A 24,895-nucleotide genomic window follows, 5' to 3' on the forward strand; every position below is an offset into this window, starting at 1 on the left:
GATGCCCTTATCCGATGTTCGACAGTTTCAGCAGGTGACGCAGGTCGTTGAGCAGGTCTTTGCCCTTGACCGACGGGTCGTAGCGCAGCACCAGATTGCCGTGAGGGTCGATGATCCACAGCTGCGGCACGGCCTGGTCACCCGTGGTCTTGCTGAAGGTGGTCAGATCCATGGGGTAGCGTTGCAATTGCGGATACTCACGGGTGAGCTTGGCGTCGTAATCACTGCTCAGTGGTTGTGCCGCCGCCAATGCGTGACTGGCACGCCCGGCATCGCGACCGAGGCCGATCTGGACCTGCCGCGCCAGGTACACCAGTTGCTGGCAATCCACCCAACAATCCTTCGGCGCCGTCACCAGTAATTGCCAGCGCTGATCATCGGCCTGCACCCCAAGGTCGGCGCGGGTCTGGCCATTGCCGATCAGTTCGCCGTGATAGCTGCGACCTTCCGGCACCCAGAACTGCAATTTGTACATGCCGGTGGCGAGGATCATCGGACCGATCACCCCGAGCAGAATCAGCAGCAGCTGCAAACGGCCCTTGCGCCGGTTCGGCGTTTTCGCCTCAGACATGCTGGGTGGATTCATGGCCGCTCCCATGGTGTTTCTCCTTTGCGTTGTGCCAGCCGAGGTAGAGATAAAGACCGAGCAGGGCGATCGACATGGCGAACCACTGCACGGCATAAGCGATATGTTTTTCTGGGCCCATGGCAACCACGGGCCAATCGGCCTGGTAAGTAGCGGGTCCGGTTTCTGCGCGTAATTCGTAGGCGAAGCCGTCCCGGTCGAGGGCTGTCCAGAGCTTCGCCGGCTCGACCGCCGTAATCAGTTGTGGCCAAGCGGTGGTGCTCGGGTCCGCGTGTAATTGAAACGTCGCACCGGGAGATACGTAGACCCAGGCGTCGACGCTCAAGGCATTGGTCGGTGTGGTAAATTGCGGCGGAGTGCGACGGTCCGGCCATGGCAGCCAGCCACGATTGACCAGCAGCCACAGCCCGGTGGCTTGATCCTGGAACGGTTGCAGCAACTCGACCCCGACCTTGCCGTCGCGCTGGCGGTTATCCAGCAGCAGACTGTGGGCGGCGTCGAAATGGCCGTGCAGGCGCACCCGGCGAAAGGCTGGGTCTGCGGTGTGTTGCAGCTCGGTACTGGCCATCGGTTCGGCGGCCCGGCGCTCGGCGTAGCTTTGCAGCAGCGCGCTTTTCTCCGCGCCCCGGCTCAATTGCCAGAACCCGAGCGACACCAGCAGCGGCAGCAACAGCGCCACCACCAGCGTCGGCACAATGCCCGGCCGAAAGCGCTTCATGGCATCGCCAGAAAGTCGGTCATCGCGATAGCTATACTCAAGTGCATCGCTTGTCCCCCGGAGTCTCACCATGCTCAAAGCAGCCATCGTCCTGATGCTGATTGCCACGGTTGTCAGCCTGTTCAGCGGCCTGTTTTTTCTGGTCAAGGACGACAGCAGCTCGAACCGCCTCGTCATTGCCTTGAGTGTCCGTGTAGCGCTGGCCGCCATTACCGTCGGCTTGATTGCCTGGGGTTTTTTCAGCGGCCAGTTGGTGTCACATGCGCCGTGGTAGCACTCAGAGTACGTAGACGAAAACGAACAGCCCGATCCACACCACGTCCACGAAGTGCCAGTACCAGCTCGCGGCCTCGAAACCGAATTGGTGCTCGTTGTCGAAGTGCCCGCGCATGACCCGCATCAGCATCACGAACAGGATGATGGTGCCGATGGTCACGTGGGCGCCGTGGAACCCGGTGAGCATGAAGAACGTCGCCCCGTAGATGCCCGAGCCCAGGGTCAGGCCCAGTTCGTGGTAGGCGTGGATGTATTCTTCGGCCTGAAAGCCGAGGAACGCGCAGCCCAGCAACACGGTGATCGCCAGCCAGAGTTTCAGCGCGCCGCGATGGCCCTTTTTCAAGGCGTGGTGGGCGATGGTCACGGTCACGCTGGAACTCACCAGCAGCACGGTGTTGAGCAGCGGCAAGCCCCAAGGGCTGATGACGTCTTTGGGTGGCGGAAACAGTTTGGAATCCGGGTTGTTCAGCAGTGGCCAGACAAACTCGAAGTTCGGCCATAGCATGTGCGCAATGCCTTTGGCGCCTTCACCGCCGAGGGCCGGCCCGGAGACGTGGCGCACATAAAACAGCGCGCCGAAGAAGGCGATGAAGAACATCACCTCCGAGAAAATGAACCAGCTCATGCCCCAGCGGAACGAGCGATCCATCTGGGCGCTGTACAAGCCGCCGCGACTTTCCTTGATCACCGTGCCGAACCAGCCGAACAGCATGTAAGCCAGCAGCAGGCCACCGACGAAAAAGATCAGCGGGCCATGGGATTCCGGCCGCGCTGCTTTCAGATCGTTGAACCAGGTGGCCAGGCCGAGCACCGTGACGAACATCCCGACTGTGGCGATGATCGGCCATTTGCTCTGGGCCGGAACGTAATAATGCTCATGAGTTGCCATTTATTGTTCTCCTTATCGGGCACGCTCAACCGCCAGTGTTTACTGCGACCGGTGGATGTCGGGCGGTGATATCGAACAGCGTGTAGGACAGCGTCAGGTGCTTCACATCCTTGGGCATGTCGCGGTCAACGATGAAACGTACCGGCATCTCGATCCGCTGCCCGGGTTGCAGCACTTGCTGGGTAAAGCAGAAACATTCGGTCTTGTGGAAGTACGCCGCCGCTGCGCTGGGCGCGATGCTTGGAACGGCCTGGGCGCTCATCGGCTTGTCGGTGGGGTTGTGTGCAATGAAGATCATCTCGTTCACCGCCCCGGGGTTGGCCGTCAGTTCATCGTGCTTGGGATAAAAATCCCAGGACATGTCGGCGGAATTGGTCGACAGAAACTGCACGCGAACCTGCCGCGAGGTATCGACCGTTTGCTCGCCTTCGTACTGCCCGGCAGTCTTGCCATTGATGCCGAACGCCTTGCACATCACGTCGTAGATCGGCACCAGGGCAAAGCCGAAGACAAACATCGCGACCACCACCAGCAATAGCCGAGTGACCAGCTTCTTCATCGAAATCGAATCAGCCATGATTCACGCCCTCCACACAAAACCCTGTGGGAACGCGAAACTGTGGCGAGGGAGCTTGCTCCCGCTGGGTCGCGGAGCGGCCCCAAAAGCTTTTCGTCTGCTTCGCAGCCGAGCGGGAGCAAGCTCCCTCGCCACAAGAGCCCGCGCCCATAAGGCTTGCAGTGTTCATTTCACTTCCGGCGGCGTGGTGAAGGTGTGATACGGCGCGGGTGACGGAATGCTCCACTCCAGCCCTTCAGCCCCATCCCATGGTTTGGCCGGTGCCGGCGGGCCGCCGCGAATGGTCTTGATCACGATGAACAGGAAGAACAGCTGCGTGGTGCCGAACATGAACGCGCCAATCGACGACACCATGTTGAAGTCGGCGAATTGCAGGTTGTAGTCCGGAATCCGCCGCGGCATTCCCGCCAGCCCCACGAAGTGCATCGGGAAGAAGGCCATGTTCATGCCGATGAATGACAGCCAGAAATGCAGCTTGCCGAGGGTTTCGTCGTACATGTGGCCGGTCCATTTCGGCAGCCAGTAGTAGGCCGAGGCGAAGATCCCGAAGATCGCCCCCGGCACCAGTACGTAGTGGAAGTGCGCGACCACGAAGTAAGTGTCCTGGTACTGGAAGTCCGCCGGGGCGATGGCCAGCATCAGCCCCGAGAACCCGCCGATGGAGAACAGGATCACGAACGCCACGGCAAACAGCATCGGCGTCTCAAAGGTCAGCGAGCCTTGCCACATGGTGCTGGCCCAGTTGAACACCTTCACGCCCGTCGGCACGGCGATCAGCAACGTGGCGTACATGAAGAACAGTTCGCCCACCAGCGGAATGCCGACCACGAACATGTGGTGCGCCCAGACGATGAACGACAGGAACGCAATACTGGCCGTGGCGTAGACCATCGAGGTGTAGCCGAACAGCGGCTTGCGCGAAAAGGTCGGGATGATCGAGCTGACGGCACCGAAGGCTGGCAGAATCATGATGTACACCTCGGGGTGACCGAAGAACCAGAACACGTGCTGGAACAGCACCGGGTCACCGCCGCCGGCAGCACTGAAGAAGCTGGTGCCGAAGTGGATGTCCATCAGCATCATCGTCACGCACCCGGCCAGCACCGGCATCACCGCGATCAGCAGGAATGCGGTAATCAGCCAGGTCCAGACGAACAGCGGCATCTTCATCAGCGTCATGCCGGGGGCGCGCAGGTTGAGGATGGTGGCGATCACGTTGATCGCGCCCATGATCGAACTGATCCCCATGAGGTGGATGGCGAAGATGAAGAACGTCACGCTTTCCGGTGCGTAGGTCGTCGACAGCGGGGCGTAGAACGTCCAGCCGAAGTTAGGTCCGCCGCCGGGAGTGAACAGGGTCGACACCAACAGGATGAACGCCGCCGGCAACAACCAGAAGCTGAAGTTGTTCATCCGTGGCAGGGCCATATCCGGCGCGCCGATCATCAGCGGGATCATCCAGTTGGCGAGGCCGACGAAGGCCGGCATCACCGCACCGAACACCATCACCAGACCGTGCATGGTGGTCATCTGGTTGAAGAATTCCGGCTGGACGATTTGCAGCCCGGGCTGGAACAGCTCGGCACGAATCACCATCGCGAACGAGCCGCCGAGCAGGAACATGGAAAACGCAAACCACAGGTACAGCGTGCCGATGTCCTTGTGGTTGGTGGTCAGCACCCAGCGCATCAGGCCTTTGGCGGGGCCGTGGGCGTGGTCGGCATGACCATGGTCATCGATGACGGCGCTCATGGCCTTTCTCCTGTCAACGAATGGGCTGGGCGGGCCGGGGCGCGCTGCCCCGACCGGTTGCTTACGTGCGCAATGGACCGGGTCATTTGCTTTCCGCCTGTTTCAGCTCCAGCACTTCTTTCGGAGTGACCATGTCGCCCTTGTTGTTGCCCCAGGCGTTACGTTCGTAGGTCACGACCGCCGCAATATCGACTTCCGAGAGCTGCTTGCCGAACGCCGCCATCGCGGTGCCAGGCTTGCCGTGGAAGACGATGCTCAGGTGATCCTTGATCGGTCCGGTGGCGATTTTCGAGCCCTTGAGCGCCGGGAACATCGGCGGCAATCCCTGACCTTCGGCCTGGTGACAGGCCACGCACGTGGTGTGATAAACCTTGTCGCCGCGCTCCTTGAGCTCGTCGAGGGTCCATTCCTTGCTGGTCAGCTCCTTGAGTTGCGCGGCTTCGGCCTTGCGTTCGCCCAGCCATTTTTCGTAATCGGCCTTTTCCTTGACCTCGACCACGATCGGCATGAAGCCGTGATCCTTGCCGCACAGCTCGGCGCACTGGCCGCGGTAGATGCCGGGCTTTTCGATGCGCGTCCAGGCTTCGTTGACGAACCCCGGGATCGCATCGCGCTTGACCGCGAAGGCCGGTACCCACCAGGAGTGGATCACATCGGCGGATGTCACCAGGAAGCGCACCTTGGCGCCGATCGGCAGCACCAAAGGCTTGTCGACCTCGAGCAAGTAGTGCTCGCTCTTGGCTTCTTTGTTGTGGATCTGATCGGCGGGCGTGGCCAGGTTGCTGAAGAACTCGACGTCCTGGCCCAGGTATTTGTAGTGCCATTTCCACTGATAGCCGGTGACCTGGATATCGATATCCGGCTCACTGGCGTCGTACATCTTGATCAGGGTCGCCGTCGCGGGAACCGCCATGGCCACCAGGATGATGAAGGGCACGATGGTCCAGAGGATTTCGACGGTGGTGCTTTCATGAAATTTTGCCGCCACCTGCCCGGTCGAGCGGCGGTGCAGAATCATCGACCAGAACATGGCGCCGAAGACGATGATGCCGATCACTACACAGATCCAGAAAATGGTCATGTGCAGGTCAAAAACAGCGTGACTGATTTCAGTCGCTCCAGGCGCCATATTCACAGTCCAGGCCGCTTGCGCCTGACTGAAAATCGACCACAACAGGAGGCCCATCCAGACATGTGGATGTCGCATCATTGCGGGTTCCCCTTATCGTTCTTGTTATCCCGCCGGCTTTCACCTGCGGCAAGGGAGCGGCTGTTTCAGACTACGAACTTGAATCGCCGGGCCTTGCTGCATATGCAGTCGGGCGTCATCAGCTAACTCCATTCCAACCCGAGTATAGACAGCGACTCCCACCTCGCAATGTGAAGGCGTAAATCTACTGAAACAGCATTAACTTGCATTGCAGGTCACGAATGGAGAAGGATGCAGACGAGTGGTGGCGAATCGATATAACGTCGATGTCTCAAGGATGAAATAATTATGACAAATGCGTCTTAGCGTTTTTCGTAAGCCAGCTAAGTTATGTCTTTCCTATTTCATTGCCTTGTTTCCTGGAGTTTTCATGAACACCGCCGCATTGCGCGAGCAGATCCAAAAAGCCCAACAACACGAAGCCGAGACCGGCCTGCTGACGCGTCAGCTGGAAACCAAACTGCCTAATTTACACCCGGCGATCCAACTGCCGGAAGCGGATGCCAACGGCGTATTGACGCGTTTTGTCGCCGCCTACATCGACGAAGTTCCTGATCTGCTGGATGCAGCCAATGAAGTCGCCAGGGAAGCGGGCATTGAGTCACAGATCAAACCGGTACTGAAAATCGCCGAGCAATACTTCCTCCAGCCGCCTGCCATCATGGCCGGCCACGTCGGGCTCGACAGCCTGCTGGACGAGGCCTATCTGGCGCACCGGTTTGTCGAAGAGGTCAACGACCTGTACATCAAGCATTTCGGCCAGCCACTGATCCCCTTGGACATGACTGTCGCCAACCTGATCGCTCACCAATTGATCGGTGAGGAATTTGCCAACCAACTGGACGAGGCGGTGCATCACGCCATCGACGAGATGCTCAACGAAGAAAGCTTTGCGCTGGAGTCGGTCGAAGCCTACCGCGAGAAGCTGAGCAGCCCGGACACCGGCGCCGCGTGGAAACGCTGGCCGTGCATGTCCCGCCGCCTGGGCGTAGGCCTGGAGCTGGATCAGCCGGTGGCATAAGTCCAGATTTCTGTAGGAGCTGGCTTGCCGGCGATGAACGATGACGCGGTCTGTCAGATCAACCGCGTTATCGTTCATCGCCGGCAAGCCAGGCTCCTACAAGGCTTATCCTGTGGAACCTACTCCGGCGGTGGTCCTCACCCGCCCTTCAAGCCGACGCTTCAACCCCCGCGCTTCAATCAACAGCTTCGAACCCTTCGCTGCATTGGCCCGACCCCATTCCTCCAGCAATTCGAGACACGCGTGATCGATGTAGCTCAGATTATTGAGCGGCACATGCACCGTCGCGCCGGCAGGAATGCTGCCCAGTACCTGCGTCAACGCCGGCACTTTAAGGAACGTCGCTGCACCTACCAGACGCAACTCCATTTCGCCGTCCTGCGGCAGGTCGATCAGGCTGATCTTCAAGCGCGAAGCTTTCCACGCCAGTTTGGCCAGGGTCAGGCCGAAGCCGATCAGCACACCGGTCAGCAAGTCAGTGAATATGATTGCCAGCGCCGTCGCGGCGTAGGTGAACATTGGCATCCGGCCGTAACGACCCAAACCGCGAAAGACCTTGAGGTCGACCAGTTTGAATCCCGTGTACACCAACACGCCGGCCAGGCTCGCCACCGGAATGCTTTGCAGCACGCTCGACAGCAACAACACGAACGCGAGCAGCCACAATCCGTGGAAAATCGTCGAGTACCGGGTGGTAGCACCGGCCTGCACGTTGGCCGAACTGCGCACGATTACGCCGGTCATTGGCAACGCGCCGAGCAGTCCGCAGAGCATATTGCCGACTCCTTGGGCAGACAGTTCGCGATCGAAGTCCGAACGCTGGCCACTGTGCATGCGGTCTACTGCGGCGGCGGATAGCAGGGTTTCTGCACTGGCAATAAACGCCACTGCGAACGCTGCAATCAACAACGTGGGATCAGCCAGGTTCAGCAAATCCGCCGGTTTCAGCCAGTCGATGGCTTCAGCCAGGTTAGCCGGGACTTCCACCCGTTTAACTTGCAACGCCAAGGCCAGGCTGGCAACAGTGGCGAGGCCGACGCCAAGCAGTGCGCCGGGAACGAAACGCAGGGCATGGGGGCGGAATTTTTCCCACAGCCACATCACGGCGATCGTCCCCAGCCCAAGCAAACCGGCCTGCCAGCCTAAAGAAGGCAAGGCTTGAGCCACGGCGCTTGGGAACGCTGCGAGGTTATCCAGCCCTGAGGGTTTCGGCGCGGCGTCGAGCATCACGTGCACCTGGGACAGGATGATCAGCACGCCAATGCCGGCGAGCATGCCGTAAACGACGGCTGGCGCCGTCACCCGAAACCAGCAGCCCAGTTTCAACCGGCCGGCCACCAGTTGCAGAAACCCCGCCAGCAGCAGGATCGGCCCGAGCATGGCCACACCATGTACGCGCACCAGTTCGAACACCAGCACAGCCAGTCCCGCTGCGGGGCCGCTGACCTGCAGCGGCGAACCCGCCAACCAGCCCACTACCAAACCACCGATGATCCCGGTGATCAGGCCTTTTGCCGGGGGAAGCCCTGAAGCGATCGCGATGCCCATGCACAAGGGCAGGGCGACCAGAAACACAACCACGGAAGCCAATAACTCCCGTGGCAGAACAGCTTTGAGTTGCGCAGCACGCATAATGATTCTCCCGAAGTTTTCTTCAGGCATGGCAAAGCCAGGCTGCCTGATCGGCAGCCACGGCTAAACCACACGGGGATTTTTAGGAGTATTTAGAAGCGCGCTTTGGGCGTCGCCACCGGCATCGGCAGGCTGCCATTGAGCGGCAGGAAACAACCTTGGTCAGCGTCGTAGGCTTTGATTTCGCTGGTTTCGATGTTGTAGACCCAACCGTGGATAAACAACTGACCATTGGCCATGCGCGAGGCCACCGACGGGTGCGTGCGCAAATGCTGCAATTGGGCGATCACATTCTCTTCGGTGAGGATGTGCATGCTTTCGCTTTCGTTCGCGCAGTTGCAGTTGTCCTGAACCATGGTTTTCGCCACTTCGGCATGCCGAAGCCAGGCTTTGACCGTGGGCATTTTTTCCAGGCTTTGCGGGTTGAGCACTGCGCGCATCGCGCCACAGTCGGAATGCCCGCAAATGATGATGTGATGCACACCGAGAGCCAGCACGGCGTACTCGATGGCGGTGGACACACCACCGTTCATTTGCCCGTACGGCGGCACGACGTTGCCGACGTTGCGGGTGACGAACAAGTCGCCGGGGGCGCTTTGGGTGATTAACTCAGGAACGATGCGCGAATCGGCGCAGGCGATGAACATGGCTCGCGGCCGCTGGGCGGTGGCGAGTTTTTTGAAGAGTTCTTCCTGTTGCGGAAAGATCTCGTGATGAAAATGCAAAAAGCCGTCAACGATATGCTGCAGCGCTGCATCGGCGGTTTCCGCCTCGGGTTGGGCTGAAGCCGACGCAGCCAACGGCTGTTTATCCTTGTCACTCATGATTCATCCTCTTTGGCGGATTCAGGGAAGCTTTCCCGTTTGTCCGGTGTGAAGCCAGTGGCTGGTTAAAAAACATCCAGGTCAACGATCCCGACCCATCAGTCACTCGATGAACAAGGTAGCGGCCGAATCTTAACTCAAACTGAATCAATGCTCTAAAACGTGTGTTCCAGGTCACAAAAAAAGTGACCAGCCTAAATCCTGGGCGCGTTGCCCAATACTAAACCATAGGCCAATTGTCCTTAAATCAACGACATTTGGCGACCCGGCGGACAGAAGGCTTCGCAGTCCAGGTTGAAACTTTCCCGATGATTGAGCCCCAGACGCTTGATGGTTTTGGCAAAGCGCTGCGCCAACAGGTCTGCAAAAGGGCCTTCGCCGCGCATCCGTGCGCCAAATCGACTGTCATAGAGCTCACCACCACGGCTCTGGCGAATCAGGCTCAGGACATGAGCAGCACGTTGCGGATAGTGAGCGGCCAGCCATTCCTCGAACAGCGGCGCCACTTCCAGCGGCAAGCGCAGCATCATATAAGCAGCGCTCTGCGCCCCGGCCGCCTGGGCCTCGGTGAGAAGGTTTTCGAGTTCGCTGTCGTTGATCATCGGAATCATCGGTGAACACAGTACCCCCACCGGAATCCCTGCCTCACGCATGACCCTGATCGCCCGCAGCCGAGCCTTCGGTGCTGCGGCGCGAGGTTCGAGGATGCGTTTGAGTTCGTCGTCGAGGGTGGTCAGGCTGATCATCACCGCCACCAGTCTTTGGCTGGCAAGCTCGGTCAACAGATCCAGGTCTCGAAGTATCAGCGAGCCCTTGGTGACGATGGTCACCGGATGACGGTAGCGCAGCAGCACTTCAAGGGTTTGGCGGGTGATCTTGTACTCGCGTTCGATCGGCTGATAAGGATCGGTGTTGGAACCGAGATTGATCGGCGCGCATTGATAGCCGCGTTTGGAAAGCTGTTGCTCCAGCACATCCGTGGCGTTGGTCTTGGCGATCAATCGGGTTTCGAAATCCAGCCCCGGTGACATGTCCCAATAGGCGTGGCTGGGTCGCGCGTAGCAGTAGATGCAACCGTGCTCGCAACCTCGATAGGGATTGATCGAGCGATCAAAGGGCAGGTCCGGCGAGGTGTTGCGGGTAATGATGGTTTTCGCCGTCTCGATTCGCACCTCGGTGCCTTGAGTCATCGGCACTTCCTGATACCAGCCGTCATCCTCGGTCACCGAGCGATTGGGGGCGAAGCGGTTGTGCGGGTTGGTCGCGGTGCCGCGACCACGAGGGGGTAAGGGCGTTTGCATGGAAGAGTCCTTATGCTGTATGTGCATACAGTATCGCGGGATCTGTCGGCATGCCACTGCCGTTCGGCACCTTTTTACTTTTATATGTTCAACAGGCAATTAACAGAAACATATAAGGGCTGGTTTACATGTTAGGAATATAGGTATTGTTTTCTCGTAGTTAACATAATCGCGAATATCAATGAAAAGGATTTTACAATGTCGTATTTTAATCGTCGTGGCATCTTTCTTCAAAAGCTTGGCCCTACCGTAGTTGATCCCAATGAAGTATTGGTTTCGATGCAATTCGCTCTGAAAGAGTCAGGTCAGGATGAAGGTGACAAGTTGTTGGACTCCAGTATCTACATTGCGTCGTCTTACGATGGTGGAAAAACTTTCAGTATTAGCAAGGCGAAAGATGTAGATGGTGATGGCGACATCGATAATGAAGACAAGGCCAGAATGCTGGCGCTGGCCAAGGCCTATGCGAGTATCGTCAATCCATAACGGATTTTCCGGTTAAACGCAGCAGGGATGGTAGCCAGGGATAATTATCATGTGGGAGCCCCGTAGAAAAGGCGTTTATCTTCAGCGAGTAGAAACCAATGAAAGTAATAAAATAATTATTAAATTGGTAAGAGCACAAACTGAAGATGCGGATGATCTGAAATGGTCTGATCGCTTTGACAAAGTTACAGTCATGGTCTTGCGCATAAACACCGGTGGTGCCGAAGAGTACAGGCTCGATTTCGACCCGTGGTCGGACATAAATGTCATTCCGGACGGAAGCATTGATGAAAAAGATATCAGTGCAATCACTGAGCTGGGCTTTGCATTTTACCGTCAGTCAGTCATAAACCCGGAGTATGGAGTTTTTCTTTCTCGAAATTACCTCGATCTTGTAGAGGTATTTGATCCTGCAAAACCTGTTCAACCTGTCGGGCCTTTGAGACACGTGGTTGGAATTGAAGTGCTTGATCTGGCGGATAGTGAGGAGCCAGAACTTGACTCTTCCTTTAACGCTGAATCTTTTGATGAAGGGGCGAGTTTTTCAGTCAGTAAAAATTATTCTTATACCTACAATTTCGAAGAAACGCCCGGTCTGGTAGACCTGGTCAAAGCCTTCTTCAAGCTGAAATTGTAAGCCCGCGTCGCCTGAAGTCTGCCGGGTTCCCTGACGATTCTGTCCCGTGAGCCCGGCAGCGTTTCACATTTCATTCACGCCTGCCTGACAGGCCTTTGACCGTTCAGGGCTGAAGCTGGCGCCAACATCCAACTCCTTCCCCAATGGTCAACCGAGCATGTCCCTACCGCGCTTTATCACTACGATGTGCCTGTCGCTGGTCGCATTGATCACCCTGACACCTGCCTTTGCCGACGACACTGCGCCGTCCCGTCCGGCAGAGTGGGCGCAACCGGTCGAGGTGCAATACAACCTGTTTCAAATGACGCCGACGCTATATCGCAGTGCACTGCCTGACAGTGGAGCAGTATCGCTACTGGAAAAACTCAAGGTCGGCACCGTGATCAGCTTTCTGCCGGAATCAGACTCAAGCTGGCTGTCGATACCCGGAATCGCTCTGGTGCAACTGCCCTATCGCACCAACCATGTGGATGACGCCGACATACTCAAAGCCCTGCGTGCCATTCAATCCGCCGAAGCCAACGGCCCGGTGCTGATGCATTGCAAACACGGGTCCGACCGCACGGGTCTGATCGCGGCGATGTACCGGGTGATTGTGCAGGGTTGGAGCAAGGAAGATGCGCTGAGTGAAATGACTGAGGGTGGCTTTGGTGACAGCACGCATTTCCGGGACGGTGTCCGTTACATGATGCAGGCTGACATCGACAAGCTGCGTACTGCATTGGCTAACGGCGATTGCAGCACGAGCCCGTTCGCGGCGTGTTCAATGAAGAATTGGTTCAAATCGGCGCATGTGGATTAGCAAAGCCTCCCACCGCATTGCGCGGTGGGAGGCAATTTTCGCTACTCAGTGCTGCTCGTCAGGCTTTTTCTTCAGCTTCGGGTTGGGGAAAAACTGCACGGCCTGAACCTTGGCGTCTGGCACCTTCAGTGCGGCAGTGTTGACCCGGGTGCCCAATTCCTTGGGCACTGACAGACCTTGTTCATTCAATGTGTCGGAATAACCGCAGGCCACACACTCGCGGTGCGGCACGTCGTCTTCGCTCCACATCATCAACTTGTCCGGCTCGCTGCATGCCGGGCAGACCGCGCCGGCAATAAAGCGTCGTTTGGTAATCACGGGACCCTCACTCATGCTGCTGCGTCCTCACTCAGGCCGCTGTGGCGCAAGAGTGCGTCAATCGACGGCTCGCGGCCACGGAAGTCGACGAACAGCACCATTGGCTCCTGGGAACCGCCGCGTGCCAGGATCGCTTCGCGGAACGCGCGACCGGTGTCGGCATTGAGCACGCCTTCTTCTTCGAATTTCGAGAAGGCGTCCGCCGACAATACTTCTGCCCACTTGTAGCTGTAGTAACCCGCCGCGTAACCGCCGGCGAAGATGTGGGCGAAGCTGTTAGGGAAACGGTTGTAGGCCGGTGGACGCATGACCGAAACCTCGTCACGCACACCTTCAAGCACCTGCAGCACACGGCGACCGTCGCCGTGGGTGGCGTGCAGTTCGAAGTCGAACAGCGAGAACTCCAGTTGGCGGACCATCATCAGGCCGGACTGGAAGTTTTTCGCCGCGAGCATTTTGCCCAGCAGGTCCTGAGGCAGAGGCTCGCCGGTTTCATAGTGACCGGAAATCAGCGCCAGGCCTTCCGGCTCCCAGCACCAGTTTTCCATGAACTGACTCGGCAGCTCGACCGCATCCCAGGCCACGCCGTTGATACCGGATACGCCAGCATGTTCGACGCGGGTCAGCAGGTGATGCAGGCCATGACCGAACTCGTGGAACAACGTGGTGACTTCATCGTGGGTCAGCAGCGCAGGCTTGCCGCTGTCGGCCGGGGTGAAGTTGCAGACCAGGTTGGCCACCGGGCTTTGCAGCACGCCATCGGCGGTGCGGCGACGGTCGCGAGCGCCGTCCATCCAGGCACCGCCACGCTTGTTGGCGCGGGCATAAAGGTCGAAGAAGAAGCGTCCGACGTGCTGACCGTTTTCCTTGATCTCGAACAGGCGGACATCCGGGTGCCAGGTGTCGAAACCTTTCTGCTCGGTGATCTCGATGCCGTACAGGCGTTGCACGATGGCAAACAGGCCGCTCAGCACTTTATCGATAGGGAAGTAGGCGCGAAGGGCTTCCTGGGCAACGCTGTAACGCTGCTCGCGAAGTTTCTCGCCATAGAAACCGCTGTCCCAGCTTTGCAGGTCCGGGCAGCCTTGTTCGGCGGCGTAAGCCTTGAGCTGTTGCAGATCCTGGGCTGCGAACGGCTTGCTGCGCTTGGCCAGATCGCGCAGGAAACTCAGCACCTGATCACTGGATTCGGCCATTTTTGTGGCCAGGCTCAGCTCCGAGAAACTGGCGAAGCCCAGTAGTTTTGCCAGCTCCTGACGCAGGTCGAGGATTTCTTCCATGACCGGGCCGTTATCGTTCTGACCGGCATTCGGGCCATGGTCCGACGCACGGGTGCAGTAGGCGGCGTAGACTTCTTCGCGCAGGGCGCGGTCGTGGGCGTAGGTCATCACCGCGTAGTAGCTCGGGAATTCCAGAGTGATCAGCCAGCCTTCGAGGTCTTTTGCCTGCGCAGCGGCGGCCATTTGTGCCTTGGCCGAATCGGTCAGGCCGGCGAGGGCTGCTTCATCGGTAATGTGCTTGGTCCAGGCTTGAGTGGCGTCGAGCAATTGATTGGAGAAGCGGCTGCCGAGCTCGGACAGTTTGCTCTGCACTTCGGCGTAGCGCTTTTGCTCGGCTTCCGGCAGGTCGATACCCGACAGACGGAAGTCACGCAGGGAGTGTTCCAGGATAGTTTTTTGCGCCACGTCGAAACCGGCGGCTTCCGGGCTGTTGGCCAGCGCTTCGAAGGCCTGGAACAGTTCGCGGTTCTGGCCCATTTCGGTGGAATAGGCGCTCAAGGCTGGCAGGCACGACTCGTAGGCTTCACGCAGTTGAGCGCTGTTGCATACGGCGTTCAAATGGCTGACCGGACTCCAGGCAGCGCCGAGGCGGTCGTTGAGTTCGTCCATCGCCAACACCAGACCGGCCCACGTCGGCTGTTTGCCCTGGGTCTTGAGGATCTCGATAATGGCGGCGCGGTTGTCAGTCAGGATCTGTTCAATGGCCGGTTGCACATGCTCGGCACGGATCGCGGAGAACGGCGGCAGGTCGTAGGACTGCAAAAGAGGGTTGTTCACGCTCACGGTTGGCACCTTGGCTGGAAGAAACATGCGGCCATCTTAATTACAATCGACGCTCACCGCAGCTATCAGCAACAGAGAGAAACCCTATCGTGAACCTTCGCAAGTATCAGAACCACACGCCGCTGCTCGGCAAAGGCGCTTTTGTCGACCGTTCGGCGGTGGTGATCGGTGACGTCGAGATCGGCGAAGACAGCTCAGTGTGGCCGCTGACGGTGATCCGCGGCGACATGCACCGTATCCGCATTGGTGCGCGCACCAGCGTGCAGGATGGCTGTGTTTTGCACATCACCCATGCCGGTCCGTTCAACCCCGAGGGTTTCCCGTTGCTGATCGGCGATGACGTGACCATCGCCCACAAAGTCATGCTGCACGGCTGTTCCGTGGGCAGCCGGGTGCTGATCGGCATGGGCAGTATCGTCATGGACGGCGCCGTGGTGGCGGATGACGTGATTATCGGTGCCGGTAGTCTGGTGCCTCCCGGTAAACGCCTGGAAAGCGGCTTTCTTTATGTGGGCAGCCCGGTGAAACAGATTCGGCCGCTGACGGACAAGGAACAAGCCTTCTTCACCTACAGCGCGGCGAACTACGTGAAGCTCAAGGATCTGCATTTGGCCGAAGGCTACGACCAGATCTGAAGCGTCCCACTATTGCCCAGGATTTTTCATGCATTACCAAACCGTTTTGTTCGACCTTGATGGCACCCTGACCGACCCGCGCGAAGGCATTACGCGTTCGATTCAGTTTGCCTTGAGCAAACTGGGCATCGATGAGCCCGACCTGACCAAACTCGAGCATTTCATCGGTCCACCGTTGTTGCAGGCATTCATGCAGTTCTACGACTTCGACGAGCCGAAGGCCTGGGAGGCGGTGAATTTCTATCGCGAACGCTTCAAAGTCACCGGGTTGTACGAAAACCGCGTATTCGACGGCGTTACACCGCTATTGGAAACACTTGGCGGACAAGGGCGACAGCTGTACATCGCGACTTCCAAGCCCTGGGTCTTCGCTCGGGAGATCGCCCGTCATTTCGACTTTGCCAAGCACTTCAAAGTGATTTACGGAAGCGAACTCGACGGCACCCGGACCAATAAAGTCGAACTGATCGCTCATTTGATCGCCGAGGAAGGACTGGATCCGACCAACACCCTGATGATCGGCGACCGCAAGCACGATCTGATCGGTGCGCGCAGCAATGGGCTCGATGCGGCGGCAGTCGGCTACGGTTTTGGCAGCCGGGAAGAGTTGAGCGCTGAAGCGCCGGCGTATCACTTTGAAACGCTGGATGAGATGCATCAGGCGTTTTTGCAGGGCTGATCAGTACGCCATCGCGGGCAAGCCCGCTCCCACAGAGTCCGTGTCAGCCAGACCTTTTTGGATAAATACCCAACTCCTGTGGGAGCGGGCTTGCCCGCGATGAGGACCTATCAGCCACTGATGTTCTTTGATTCTGACAACACTTTTAGCGCCACCTTGCGCTCATCTACGGGCAATACCCCCAGCTTCTGCGCAGCCGCATAAAACTTCACCCAATCGCGACCCTCCTTCTGGAACAGCGCCGCAAACGCCGGCACCCACTGGTCGTACAGCCCAAACGGCAGCAACCGCGCATTGTTCATCGGCGCATTGATCCAAGCGTCATAACGTTTGTCCCCCGCCCATTGGCTGTCGCGCAACAGTCGGTATTCACCGCGCAATCGCTCGAACTCAGCAGCTTTGCGTTGACGCATTTGCTCAGCCGGCAATGGCTGGGCGTAGAGTTTTTCAAGGCGGGTTCGGCTGTCGAGAACCAGCTGAATGAACTGATCCCGTCGTTGCGCTTCGGCACCGTTGTCCGGAGGCAAGCTGCGGAACGCACGCCACTGACGGGTGCCTTCCTGCTCAACGAAGGTGGCGAATGACTCGTTGAACTCGGTGTCGTCCTTCACATACACACGCTGGTGCGCCAGTTCGTGAAAGATCAGCGTGGCCAGCCGCTCATCGCCCCAACCCATCATCGAATTCATGATCGGGTCATTGAACCAGCCCAGCGTCGAATACGCCTCGACACCGCCGATCGACACGTCCATGCCTTGCAGACGCTGCAGCGCCGCCTCACCGCGGGCCGCGCTCTGGCTGTAATAACCGCGATAGGCCACGCAACCGGCGATGGGGAAGCAATGGTTCTGTGGCTTCAGGGAAAATTCCGGCGTGACGAACACGTTCCAGACGACGAAAGGCCGGCCGATGTCGGCGTACAAGCGGTAGCTTTGATTGTCCGGCAGGTGCAGTTGTTGGCTGGCGAATGTCCGGGCTTTTTGCGATTGGGCCAGGTGCGCTCGCAGCTTTTGATCGCGTTGAGGGTCGGCGATAACGCTGGATACCGGCTCCCGAGCCCGCAGCAATTGCAGCTGACCACTGGCCAGCTGACTGTAATAGCTGACGCTGGAACAACCGTTGAGCAACAAAAACAACACACCCGGAAACAAAACGCGCAAAACGCGATCAAGTAACCCAAGGCTTGGACGCGGCCTGATCAAAATAAAAAATTCCTGGGGAGTCTGCTCGCAAGACTATCCCGCTTGACTGGAGCTCCGCTATGCGCAAGTTGATGCTGACGGGAGGCCTGCTGATGCTGGCCGGTTGTGCTGGTTTCGGAATCCCCCACCATGATCCGTCGCAAGCCTGGATCGATCTGGATTCGAAGCAGGAAAACTCGGCCCTGCAAGCCTTGGAGGTGGATAATAAGGCTGCCACCGATAAGCGCTATTTCGAGGTTCAGCCGGGCAGTCATGAACTGACGGTTCGCTACCAATTCCCGGTCCAGCCCACCAACATTGGCCCTGATGCCGAACCGCTATGGCGTGATTGCCAGATGAATGTGAAATTCAGTGACTTCAACGCCGGTGAGCGCTATCAACTTCAAGCAGGCAATATCGGCTTTCGCCCTTGGGCCAAGCTTTACAACCAGCAGCGAAAAGTAATTGGCCAAGGAACCCCGGCGGGCTGTCAACGCACCTGATTGGCGCTATCCTGAATGTTCAATAGTCAGGACATTCATCATGCGCAAGTTGATGCTGTTGCTCGCTGCAAGCGTGGTGACTGGCTGTGCGAGTCCATTGCCGGCGGTCAATCCGCAGATGGCCTGGGTCGACTTTTCGACACCCTTCCCCAATGACAAAATGTTGATGGCCGAGAGGCTGGATAACCAGCGATTGCGCGACGGGCGTTATTTCCAGGTGACTCCGGGTAGACACGAACTGACCGTGCGCTTCGATTTTGAAGTGCCGGGCGGGGGCTCGGACTTGTTCGGCGGGACTACTGAACGGCTGTGCTACATGATCATCAAGTACGATCATTTCGAAGCCGGTCAGCGTTATCTGCTGCAAGCCCGTTCCATGGCGTTCACCCCCGAAGCGCGCCTTTACAACGCCAAACGTCAAATCGTTGCCGAAGAAAGCCAGATCAACTGTGTGCCGTAAGGCCCATCAGCGGTCGTTCTTCTGGTAAATGATTTTCTTGGTGCCGTTTTCGCAAGAGCCCACGACCATATTCTGATCGTGCACTTCGTCATTAGTGACGATTTCCAGGGTGTAGGACGTGACCCCGCGCGCCTGGATCTTCGCTTCGATTTCGGCCTTGAGTTCTTCACAGGGTTTCGGTGCCGCCAGGGCCGAAGTGGCCAGTGCGCAACAGATAACCGCCAAGGCAAAACGTTTCATGGTTGAAGCTCCCTTGAGGCAGCGTGCAGGATTCTGCATTTCGGCTGCTGTCATTTATTCGACCACAAATTGATTGGGCAAATCTGTCGTATATCAAAAAAGATCGCAGCCTTCGGCAGCTCCTGGTAGGAGCTGCCGAAGGCTGCGATCTTTTCGTCTCAATGCGAACTTAACTCACCAACGTTGCGTCCAGGCTGATTTTCGCATTCAGCACCTTGGAAACCGGGCAGCCTTCTTTGGCCTTGTTGCTCAGCTCCTCGAATTGCGCCTGGCTGGCGCCGGGGATTTTTGCCTTGAGAATCAATTTCACCGCCGTGATCGCAAAACCCCCTTCGACCTGGTCGAGGGTCACTTCGGCATTGGTATCGATGCTGTCAGCTTTAAGGCCGGCATCGCCGAGAATCATGGAAAACGCCATGGAAAAACAACCGGCATGGGCCGCGCCGATCAGCTCTTCCGGATTGGTGCCTTTGCCGCCTTCGAAACGCGCCTTGAAGCCGTAGGGTGCTTCTCTGAGTACGCCGGTTTCCGTGGAAATCGAGCCGATGCCGGTTTTCAGGTCACCTTCCCAATGAGCCGATGCTTTCTTGATGATAGCCATGCCTGTCTCCTCAAAATCCGGCGCGAGTACCGCGCCTGTGTGGTTTTCGCTTGCTAGGGTTCTGAGGATAGACGGTGGCGCAAAGTTCACCTGATCTGATCGGTCCGGTAATTTCGTAGGAATTTTCCCTGTGCTATTGAAACTCGGGTATATGCCCTCATTGCATGAAACACGCTTTTAGATTCGGCAGGTTTTCGTTCGCGAGAAAAACCTGCGCCCTCAATTGGAGAAGCAGGTTTATGAAACGACTGTCCGATATCAAGTTTTCGACCCTCGATCTTGTCCCTGTGCGGGAAAACGGCAGCCCGGCCCAGTCGCTGCGCAACTCGCTGGACCTGGCGCAGCATGTCGAGAAATTCGGCTACAACCGCTTTTGGGTCGCTGAACACCACAACATGGATGGCATTGCCAGTTCCGCGACTTCAGTGCTGCTCGGCTACCTGGCTGGCGGCACGTCGACCATTCGTGTCGGTTCTGGCGGGGTGATGTTGCCTAACCACGCGCCCCTGGTGATCGCCGAGCAGTTCGGCACCCTTGAAAGCCTTTATCCCGGGCGCATCGACCTGGGCCTGGGACGTGCGCCCGGTTCCGACCAGATGACCGCCCGTGCGCTGCGTCGTGAACGCTCCGGCAGCGCCGATGATTTCCCGGAAGATGTGGCGGAACTCGTGCGTTATCTAGGCCCGCGCACTCCAGATCAGCGCGTTATTGCGATGCCGGGTACAGGGACCAATGTTCCAATCTGGCTGCTGGGCTCAAGCCTGTTCAGTGCGCAATTGGCCGGTGAGCGTGGTTTGCCCTACGCCTTTGCATCACATTTCGCACCACGCTTCATGCATGAGGCGATTCGCGTCTACCGCAATCACTTCAAGCCTTCAGCCGTGCTGGACAAGCCTTACGTCATGCTCGGCGTACCGCTGGTGGCGGCCGATACTGACGAACAGGCCGACTATCTGGCGACCTCGGTATTCCAGCGAATTCTCGCCTTGATGCGAGGACAGAGTCTGGTGCAACGCCCACCGGTGAAAACCATGGACGGACTATGGCTGCCCCATGAGAAGGAAGCTGTCAGTGATTTCCTTGGTTTGGCGATGATCGGCAGCCCGCAGAAAATCCGCGCCCGACTGGAAGTGCTGATCGAACAGACCCAGGCTGATGAGCTGATTTTTACTTGCGACCTGTACGAACATTCGGATCGTGTGCATTCCTACGAGTTGCTGGCGCAGGTCATGAAAGGCTGACGTCGAAACCTGACCCATAAAAAGCCGACAACGGGTGTCGGCTTTTTTATGAAAACTGGAATCAGCCTAGCGCTTGTAGACGATTTCCTTGGAGCCCTTCTCACAGGTGCCGACGACTTTCCCGCCGGCAGCGGTGCCTTTGTCGACAATTTCCAGCGAATAGCCTGCAACGCCCTTGGCATCAAGCTTCGCTGCGATCTCGGCTTTCAGCTCTTCACACGATTTGCCATCCGCTAAGGCGGCGCCCGCAAGGCTCAACAAACCTACCGCCAAAATAAACTTCTTCATCGGTCGCATTCTCTGGTCGGATCAATAGGGTGGGCATCCAGCAATCGACCGGATGCACTCAGGTAGCGCTTTGCCATTCCCTATGGCACTCGGCCAGCGCGCAAGTTCAGAAGATGATCTTGAACTCAGCTGCTGGCAATCCGGAACCCTACCTTGAGCGTCACCTGGAAATGCGCAGCCTTGCCGTCCTTGATGTGCCCGCGGGTTTCGGTCACTTCAAACCATTCCATGTACTTTAGACTTTTGCTGGCTTCGGCCAGCGCGTTGTTGATCGCGTCTTCGATACTGCTGGTGGACGAGCCAACCAATTCGACTTTCTTGTAGGTGTGGTGGTCAGTCATGGCTTTCTCCTAGGGTGTGAAATACAGACTAGCAGTGATTTTCCTTCTTACTTCTGTCGGTCGGTCCGACATGGAAGTTCACATTTTCTGCACTTTCTCGAACCCCTGAAGTCCCAACCAACACACGCCACTCATCAACAATGCAGGAGAGCCACCATGGCCAACAGCTCGTTACGTAAAGCCTCATTGCAAAGCATGGAAGCGGAAATCGAGAGTCTGCTCAAATCCTTGGAAAACCTGAAGGACGACGCCTCGGACGAGTCGCGTAAAACCCTCAAGGTGTTGAAAGGCAATGCCGAGAACGCGTTGAAACATTCGCGTCATCTGCTCAGCGATGCCTATGAAGAGGTCAAGGTCAAAACCCGTGAAACCGGGATTGCCACGCGGGACTACGCCCAGGAGCACCCTTGGACTACAGCGGGTGTCGCCGTGGGGGCGTTGGGTTTGCTGGCAGCCTATTTACTGTGCAAACGCGGTGATTAATCCGTCTGGCGCAGCTCGTTTTTAAGCCAATGCGCCAGTTGCCGTGCGCGCCCGTCTGCGGCGCGCTTGGGTAGCCATAACGCCAGTTGCGCCGGGGTTTCACTGAAGCCCCACGGCGCAACCAGGCGACCCGCCTTCAAGTCCTCGATCACCAGCGGCTCCGGGGCAATCGCCACGCCCAGCCCGGCCACGGCCGCTTCCAGCAAATAATACAAATGTTCGAAACCTTGACCGAACTTCAGCGCCCCGGCATTTAGGCCGCTTTGCTGTGCCCAAACAGGCCAGGCTTGCGGACGGGAGGTGGTGTGCAGCACCGACTCATTCAAAAGGGCCCCGGCGGGTGCGGCTTTTAATCTTTCATAGCCGGCGAATCGTGGACTCATCACCGGGCCGATACGCTCGCTCGCCAATTCGAACACCTGCATGTCCGCCGGCCACGGTGGCTCGGCGAATACCAGCAAGGCATCCAGACCTGGACGGCGCGGATCGAGATCGCCTTCGCCCGCCGATAGATGCAGGCGCAGATCAGGCAAATCGGCATTCAGCCGCCCCAGGCGCGGAATGAACCAGCGTGCCAGCAGACTGCCCGAGCAGCCGAGGACGAATGGCGCATCGGCGGTGCTTTGTGTGAGTTCTGCGCAGACCGTACGCAAGCGCTCGAAGGCTTCAGCGCTGGCATCGCGCAAGCGTATACCGGCATCTGTGAGTTTCAGGCCGCGACCCTCTTTGACGAACAGGCTCACGCCAAGATGCTCCTCAAGCACCTTCAATTGCCGGCTGACCGCACCGTGAGTAACGTGCAGCTGTTCGGCAGCCTGACTGACGCTGTTCAAGCGAGCCGTGGCTTCAAAGGCACGGAGGGCGTTCAGCGGTGGGAGGTCGTGGCTCATGATATCTGTGAGTTTTCCTGACAGGTTACAGCGATCTTATCGGTTTTCAGTCCGGGGCGTCAGGGGTAGAGTGGACTCCATTATCACTTCACGCACTCAACTGGAGCGCCAAATGACCCAGACTAATCTGCGTAACGGCCCTGACGCCAACGGCCTGTTTGGCGCGTTCGGCGGCCGTTATGTCGCCGAAACCCTGATGCCGTTGATCCTCGATCTGGCCCGTGAATACGAGACGGCCAAGGAAGATCCTGCATTTAAGGAAGAACTGGCCTACTTCCAGCGTGACTACGTCGGACGTCCGAGCCCGCTGTATTTCGCTGAGCGTCTGACCGAGTTCTGTGGCGGCGCCAAGATTTACCTCAAGCGTGAAGAGCTGAACCACACCGGCGCGCACAAGATCAACAACTGCATCGGCCAGATCCTGCTGGCGCGGCGCATGGGCAAGAAGCGCATCATTGCCGAGACCGGCGCCGGCATGCACGGCGTGGCAACCGCCACCGTTGCAGCGCGTTTCGGTCTGGACTGCGTGATCTACATGGGCACCACTGACATCGAACGTCAGCAGGCCAACGTGTTCCGCATGAAGTTGCTGGGCGCCGAAGTGATCCCGGTCGTGGCTGGCACCGGCACTTTGAAAGATGCGATGAACGAAGCCCTGCGCGACTGGGTGACCAACGTCGACAGCACCTTCTACCTGATCGGCACCGTGGCCGGCCCGCACCCTTATCCGGCGATGGTTCGCGACTTCCAGGCCGTGATCGGCAAGGAAACCCGTGACCAGCTGCAAGCCCAGGAAGGCCGCCTGCCGGACAGCCTGGTGGCGTGCATCGGCGGCGGCTCCAACGCCATGGGCCTGTTTCATCCATTCCTCGACGACAAGAGCGTCGAGATCATCGGCGTTGAAGCGGCCGGCTACGGCATCGAAACCGGCAAGCACGCGGCCAGCCTGAACGGCGGCGTACCTGGTGTGCTTCACGGCAACCGTACTTTCCTGTTGCAGGACGACGATGGCCAGATCATCGACGCCCATTCGATTTCCGCTGGTCTGGACTACCCGGGCATCGGCCCGGAACACGCCTGGTTGCATGACATCGGCCGCGTTCAGTACACCTCGGTGACCGATGACGAAGCCCTCGCGGCGTTCCACCAATGCTGCCGACTGGAAGGGATCATTCCTGCACTGGAAAGCGCCCATGCCCTGGCCGAAGTATTCAAACGCGCGCCGACCCTGCCGAAAGATCACCTGATGGTGGTCAACCTGTCCGGCCGTGGCGACAAAGACATGCAAACCGTGATGCACCACATGGAACAATCTAAGCAGGAGAAACACTGATGAGCCGCCTGCAAACACGTTTTGCCGAACTCAAGGAACAGAACCGCGCCGCCCTGGTGACCTTCGTCACTGCTGGCGATCCGGGTTATGACACCTCGCTGGCAATCCTCAAAGGCTTGCCGGCGGCGGGTGCCGACGTGATCGAATTGGGCATGCCCTTCACCGATCCGATGGCGGACGGCCCGGCGATCCAACTGGCCAACATTCGTGCCTTGGAGGCCAAGCAGAACCTGGCGAAAACCCTCCAAATGGTTCGCGAGTTCCGCAAGGACAACAACGAAACACCGCTGGTACTGATGGGCTACTTCAACCCGATCCACAAGTACGGCGTGCCGCGCTTCATTGCCGAAGCCAAAGAGGCGGGTGTTGACGGACTGATTGTGGTTGACCTGCCGCCAGAGCATAACGGCGAGCTGTGCGACCCGGCCCAGGCTGCCGGTCTGGACTTCATCCGCCTGACCACCCCGACCACCGATGACGTGCGCCTGCCAACCGTTTTGAACGGCAGCTCCGGGTTTGTGTATTACGTGTCGGTGGCCGGTGTGACGGGTGCGGGCGCGGCCACTCTGGAGCACGTCGAAGAGGCGGTTGCGCGTCTGCGTCGTCATACCGATCTGCCGATCAGCATCGGTTTCGGCATCCGTACACCAGAGCAAGCAGCCGCCATTGCGCGTCTGGCCGACGGCGTGGTGGTGGGTTCGGCGCTGATCGATCACATCGCCAATGCCACCACGCCGGATCAGGCCATCGATGGTGTGCTGAGCCTATGCTCGGCGTTGTCCGAAGGCGTGCGTAAGGCCCGCGTCAGCTAAAGGTAAAGTTCCTGATACAGAGGAATTAGAGCCTTCCGACACAGACTAATCAGCAAGACCGAGGGTTTCAGGACTACGTTCTGAAGCCCTTTTTGTTGTGTGTAGTGAGGAAAGAC

30 protein-coding genes are annotated in these 24,895 nt (G+C 58.2%); 13 read left to right on the plus strand and 17 right to left on the minus strand.

Annotated elements, in window-relative coordinates; translation table 11 throughout:
• Positions 1-7: 7 nt before the first annotated feature.
• Together NL64_RS18245 and NL64_RS18250 are read right to left on the minus strand one after the other, a co-directional pair.
• Positions 8-598, minus strand: coding sequence for a hypothetical protein (locus NL64_RS18245; protein WP_034149466.1), 591 nt, complete (start codon positions 596-598; stop codon positions 8-10).
• Complete coding sequence (locus tag NL64_RS18250; RefSeq protein ID WP_034149467.1) at positions 564-1,304, minus strand: SURF1 family protein; 741 nt, start codon at positions 1,302-1,304, stop codon at positions 564-566. Before NL64_RS18250 ends, NL64_RS18245 begins: the two co-directional genes overlap by 35 nt.
• Before the next feature lie 70 nt (positions 1,305-1,374).
• Here NL64_RS18250 and NL64_RS18255 point away from each other — a divergent pair, with 70 nt between their 5' ends.
• On the plus strand, positions 1,375-1,578 hold the full coding sequence (locus NL64_RS18255; RefSeq protein ID WP_008064738.1) for a twin transmembrane helix small protein: 204 nt from the start codon (positions 1,375-1,377) through the stop codon (positions 1,576-1,578).
• 3 nt (positions 1,579-1,581) lie between these two features.
• Here NL64_RS18255 and NL64_RS18260 read toward each other — a convergent pair whose 3' ends face one another.
• The 4 genes from NL64_RS18260 to coxB all read right to left on the minus strand — a co-directional run bounded on the left by NL64_RS18260 (position 1,582) and on the right by coxB (position 6,008).
• Positions 1,582-2,469, minus strand: a complete 888-nt coding sequence (locus NL64_RS18260; protein WP_034149468.1) for a cytochrome c oxidase subunit 3 — start codon at positions 2,467-2,469, stop codon at positions 1,582-1,584.
• A gap of 25 nt (positions 2,470-2,494) precedes the next feature.
• On the minus strand, positions 2,495-3,046 hold the full coding sequence (locus tag NL64_RS18265; protein ID WP_034149469.1) for a cytochrome c oxidase assembly protein: 552 nt from the start codon (positions 3,044-3,046) through the stop codon (positions 2,495-2,497).
• A 165-nt stretch (positions 3,047-3,211) separates the two neighbouring features.
• Complete coding sequence (ctaD, locus tag NL64_RS18270) at positions 3,212-4,798, minus strand: cytochrome c oxidase subunit I (protein WP_034149470.1); 1,587 nt, start codon at positions 4,796-4,798, stop codon at positions 3,212-3,214.
• Between the two features lie 82 nt (positions 4,799-4,880).
• The gene (gene coxB / locus NL64_RS18275) at positions 4,881-6,008 is read right to left on the minus strand and encodes a cytochrome c oxidase subunit II (RefSeq protein WP_034149471.1); all 1,128 of its coding nucleotides are present in this window, start codon (positions 6,006-6,008) and stop codon (positions 4,881-4,883) included.
• 370 nt (positions 6,009-6,378) lie between these two features.
• Between coxB and NL64_RS18280 the strand changes: the two genes are divergently transcribed.
• A complete protein-coding gene (locus NL64_RS18280; protein ID WP_034149472.1) occupies positions 6,379-7,029 on the plus strand; it encodes a hypothetical protein in 651 nt (216 codons plus the stop codon).
• Between the two features lie 105 nt (positions 7,030-7,134).
• On the opposite strand, the gene NL64_RS18285 is transcribed toward NL64_RS18280, so the two are convergent.
• The 3 genes from NL64_RS18285 to NL64_RS18295 all read right to left on the minus strand — a co-directional run bounded on the left by NL64_RS18285 (position 7,135) and on the right by NL64_RS18295 (position 10,786).
• Complete coding sequence (locus NL64_RS18285) at positions 7,135-8,661, minus strand: SulP family inorganic anion transporter (RefSeq protein WP_034149473.1); 1,527 nt, start codon at positions 8,659-8,661, stop codon at positions 7,135-7,137.
• A 92-nt stretch (positions 8,662-8,753) separates the two neighbouring features.
• Complete coding sequence (locus NL64_RS18290) at positions 8,754-9,485, minus strand: carbonic anhydrase (RefSeq protein ID WP_034149474.1); 732 nt, start codon at positions 9,483-9,485, stop codon at positions 8,754-8,756.
• 242 nt (positions 9,486-9,727) lie between these two features.
• Entirely contained in the window at positions 9,728-10,786 is a 1,059-nt protein-coding gene (locus tag NL64_RS18295) for a PA0069 family radical SAM protein (protein ID WP_034149475.1), read from the minus strand.
• A 198-nt stretch (positions 10,787-10,984) separates the two neighbouring features.
• On the opposite strand from NL64_RS18295, the gene NL64_RS18300 reads away from it, so the two are divergent.
• The 3 genes from NL64_RS18300 (at position 10,985) to NL64_RS18310 (ending at position 12,711) form a co-directional block, all read left to right on the plus strand.
• Positions 10,985-11,272 carry a hypothetical protein gene (locus NL64_RS18300; protein ID WP_034149476.1) on the plus strand — a complete coding sequence of 96 codons (288 nt, stop codon included), beginning with the start codon at positions 10,985-10,987 and terminating at the stop codon, positions 11,270-11,272.
• Positions 11,273-11,321: 49 nt separating this feature from the next.
• Positions 11,322-11,909, plus strand: coding sequence for a hypothetical protein (locus NL64_RS29165; protein WP_052321264.1), 588 nt, complete (start codon positions 11,322-11,324; stop codon positions 11,907-11,909).
• A 157-nt stretch (positions 11,910-12,066) separates the two neighbouring features.
• Complete coding sequence (locus NL64_RS18310) at positions 12,067-12,711, plus strand: tyrosine-protein phosphatase (protein WP_034149477.1); 645 nt, start codon at positions 12,067-12,069, stop codon at positions 12,709-12,711.
• Between the two features lie 45 nt (positions 12,712-12,756).
• Here NL64_RS18310 and NL64_RS18315 read toward each other — a convergent pair whose 3' ends face one another.
• Positions 12,757-13,044 (minus strand): YheV family putative zinc ribbon protein, encoded by a 288-nt coding sequence (locus NL64_RS18315; protein WP_034149478.1) that lies wholly within the window; start codon positions 13,042-13,044, stop codon positions 12,757-12,759.
• A complete protein-coding gene (gene prlC, locus NL64_RS18320) occupies positions 13,041-15,119 on the minus strand; it encodes an oligopeptidase A (protein ID WP_172668684.1) in 2,079 nt (692 codons plus the stop codon). Before prlC ends, NL64_RS18315 begins: the two co-directional genes overlap by 4 nt.
• A gap of 62 nt (positions 15,120-15,181) precedes the next feature.
• Between prlC and NL64_RS18325 the strand changes: the two genes are divergently transcribed.
• On the plus strand, positions 15,182-15,727 hold the full coding sequence (locus NL64_RS18325; protein WP_034149479.1) for a gamma carbonic anhydrase family protein: 546 nt from the start codon (positions 15,182-15,184) through the stop codon (positions 15,725-15,727).
• Positions 15,728-15,755: 28 nt separating this feature from the next.
• A complete protein-coding gene (locus NL64_RS18330; RefSeq protein ID WP_034149480.1) occupies positions 15,756-16,406 on the plus strand; it encodes an HAD family hydrolase in 651 nt (216 codons plus the stop codon).
• A 110-nt stretch (positions 16,407-16,516) separates the two neighbouring features.
• On the opposite strand, the gene NL64_RS18335 is transcribed toward NL64_RS18330, so the two are convergent.
• Positions 16,517-17,608: an aminopeptidase gene (locus NL64_RS18335; RefSeq protein ID WP_034149481.1), complete on the minus strand. Its 1,092-nt coding sequence runs from the start codon at positions 17,606-17,608 to the stop codon at positions 16,517-16,519.
• 59 nt (positions 17,609-17,667) lie between these two features.
• On the opposite strand from NL64_RS18335, the gene NL64_RS18340 reads away from it, so the two are divergent.
• The gene (locus NL64_RS18340) at positions 17,668-18,090 is read left to right on the plus strand and encodes a hypothetical protein (protein WP_034149482.1); all 423 of its coding nucleotides are present in this window, start codon (positions 17,668-17,670) and stop codon (positions 18,088-18,090) included.
• Positions 18,091-18,130: 40 nt separating this feature from the next.
• Entirely contained in the window at positions 18,131-18,550 is a 420-nt protein-coding gene (locus NL64_RS18345) for a lipoprotein (protein ID WP_034149483.1), read from the plus strand.
• Between the two features lie 6 nt (positions 18,551-18,556).
• Here NL64_RS18345 and NL64_RS18350 read toward each other — a convergent pair whose 3' ends face one another.
• The gene (locus NL64_RS18350; protein WP_034149484.1) at positions 18,557-18,790 is read right to left on the minus strand and encodes a DUF1161 domain-containing protein; all 234 of its coding nucleotides are present in this window, start codon (positions 18,788-18,790) and stop codon (positions 18,557-18,559) included.
• 169 nt (positions 18,791-18,959) lie between these two features.
• Positions 18,960-19,391, minus strand: a complete 432-nt coding sequence (locus tag NL64_RS18355; protein ID WP_034149485.1) for an OsmC family protein — start codon at positions 19,389-19,391, stop codon at positions 18,960-18,962.
• Between the two features lie 239 nt (positions 19,392-19,630).
• Between NL64_RS18355 and NL64_RS18360 the strand changes: the two genes are divergently transcribed.
• Positions 19,631-20,632 (plus strand): LLM class flavin-dependent oxidoreductase, encoded by a 1,002-nt coding sequence (locus tag NL64_RS18360; RefSeq protein WP_034149486.1) that lies wholly within the window; start codon positions 19,631-19,633, stop codon positions 20,630-20,632.
• Positions 20,633-20,698: 66 nt separating this feature from the next.
• Here NL64_RS18360 and NL64_RS18365 read toward each other — a convergent pair whose 3' ends face one another.
• On the minus strand, positions 20,699-20,920 hold the full coding sequence (locus tag NL64_RS18365) for a DUF1161 domain-containing protein (protein WP_034149487.1): 222 nt from the start codon (positions 20,918-20,920) through the stop codon (positions 20,699-20,701).
• A 125-nt stretch (positions 20,921-21,045) separates the two neighbouring features.
• The gene (locus NL64_RS18370) at positions 21,046-21,261 is read right to left on the minus strand and encodes a dodecin (RefSeq protein WP_008027736.1); all 216 of its coding nucleotides are present in this window, start codon (positions 21,259-21,261) and stop codon (positions 21,046-21,048) included.
• Between the two features lie 156 nt (positions 21,262-21,417).
• On the opposite strand from NL64_RS18370, the gene NL64_RS18375 reads away from it, so the two are divergent.
• Complete coding sequence (locus NL64_RS18375; protein ID WP_034149488.1) at positions 21,418-21,744, plus strand: DUF883 family protein; 327 nt, start codon at positions 21,418-21,420, stop codon at positions 21,742-21,744.
• Here the strand turns inward: NL64_RS18375 and NL64_RS18380 are convergent.
• Positions 21,741-22,634 (minus strand): LysR family transcriptional regulator, encoded by an 894-nt coding sequence (locus NL64_RS18380; protein ID WP_034149489.1) that lies wholly within the window; start codon positions 22,632-22,634, stop codon positions 21,741-21,743. The two genes, NL64_RS18375 and NL64_RS18380, sit on opposite strands and share 4 nt — an antisense overlap.
• 112 nt (positions 22,635-22,746) lie before the next feature.
• On the opposite strand from NL64_RS18380, the gene trpB reads away from it, so the two are divergent.
• Together trpB and trpA are read left to right on the plus strand one after the other, a co-directional pair.
• Positions 22,747-23,967: a tryptophan synthase subunit beta gene (trpB, locus tag NL64_RS18385; RefSeq protein ID WP_034149490.1), complete on the plus strand. Its 1,221-nt coding sequence runs from the start codon at positions 22,747-22,749 to the stop codon at positions 23,965-23,967.
• A complete protein-coding gene (trpA, locus tag NL64_RS18390) occupies positions 23,967-24,779 on the plus strand; it encodes a tryptophan synthase subunit alpha (protein ID WP_034149491.1) in 813 nt (270 codons plus the stop codon). Before trpB ends, trpA begins: the two co-directional genes overlap by 1 nt.
• Positions 24,780-24,895 lie beyond the last annotated feature (116 nt).

The sequence above is a fragment of the Pseudomonas fluorescens genome, from assembly GCF_000802965.1.
GTDB lineage: Bacteria > Pseudomonadota > Gammaproteobacteria > Pseudomonadales > Pseudomonadaceae > Aquipseudomonas > Aquipseudomonas fluorescens_A.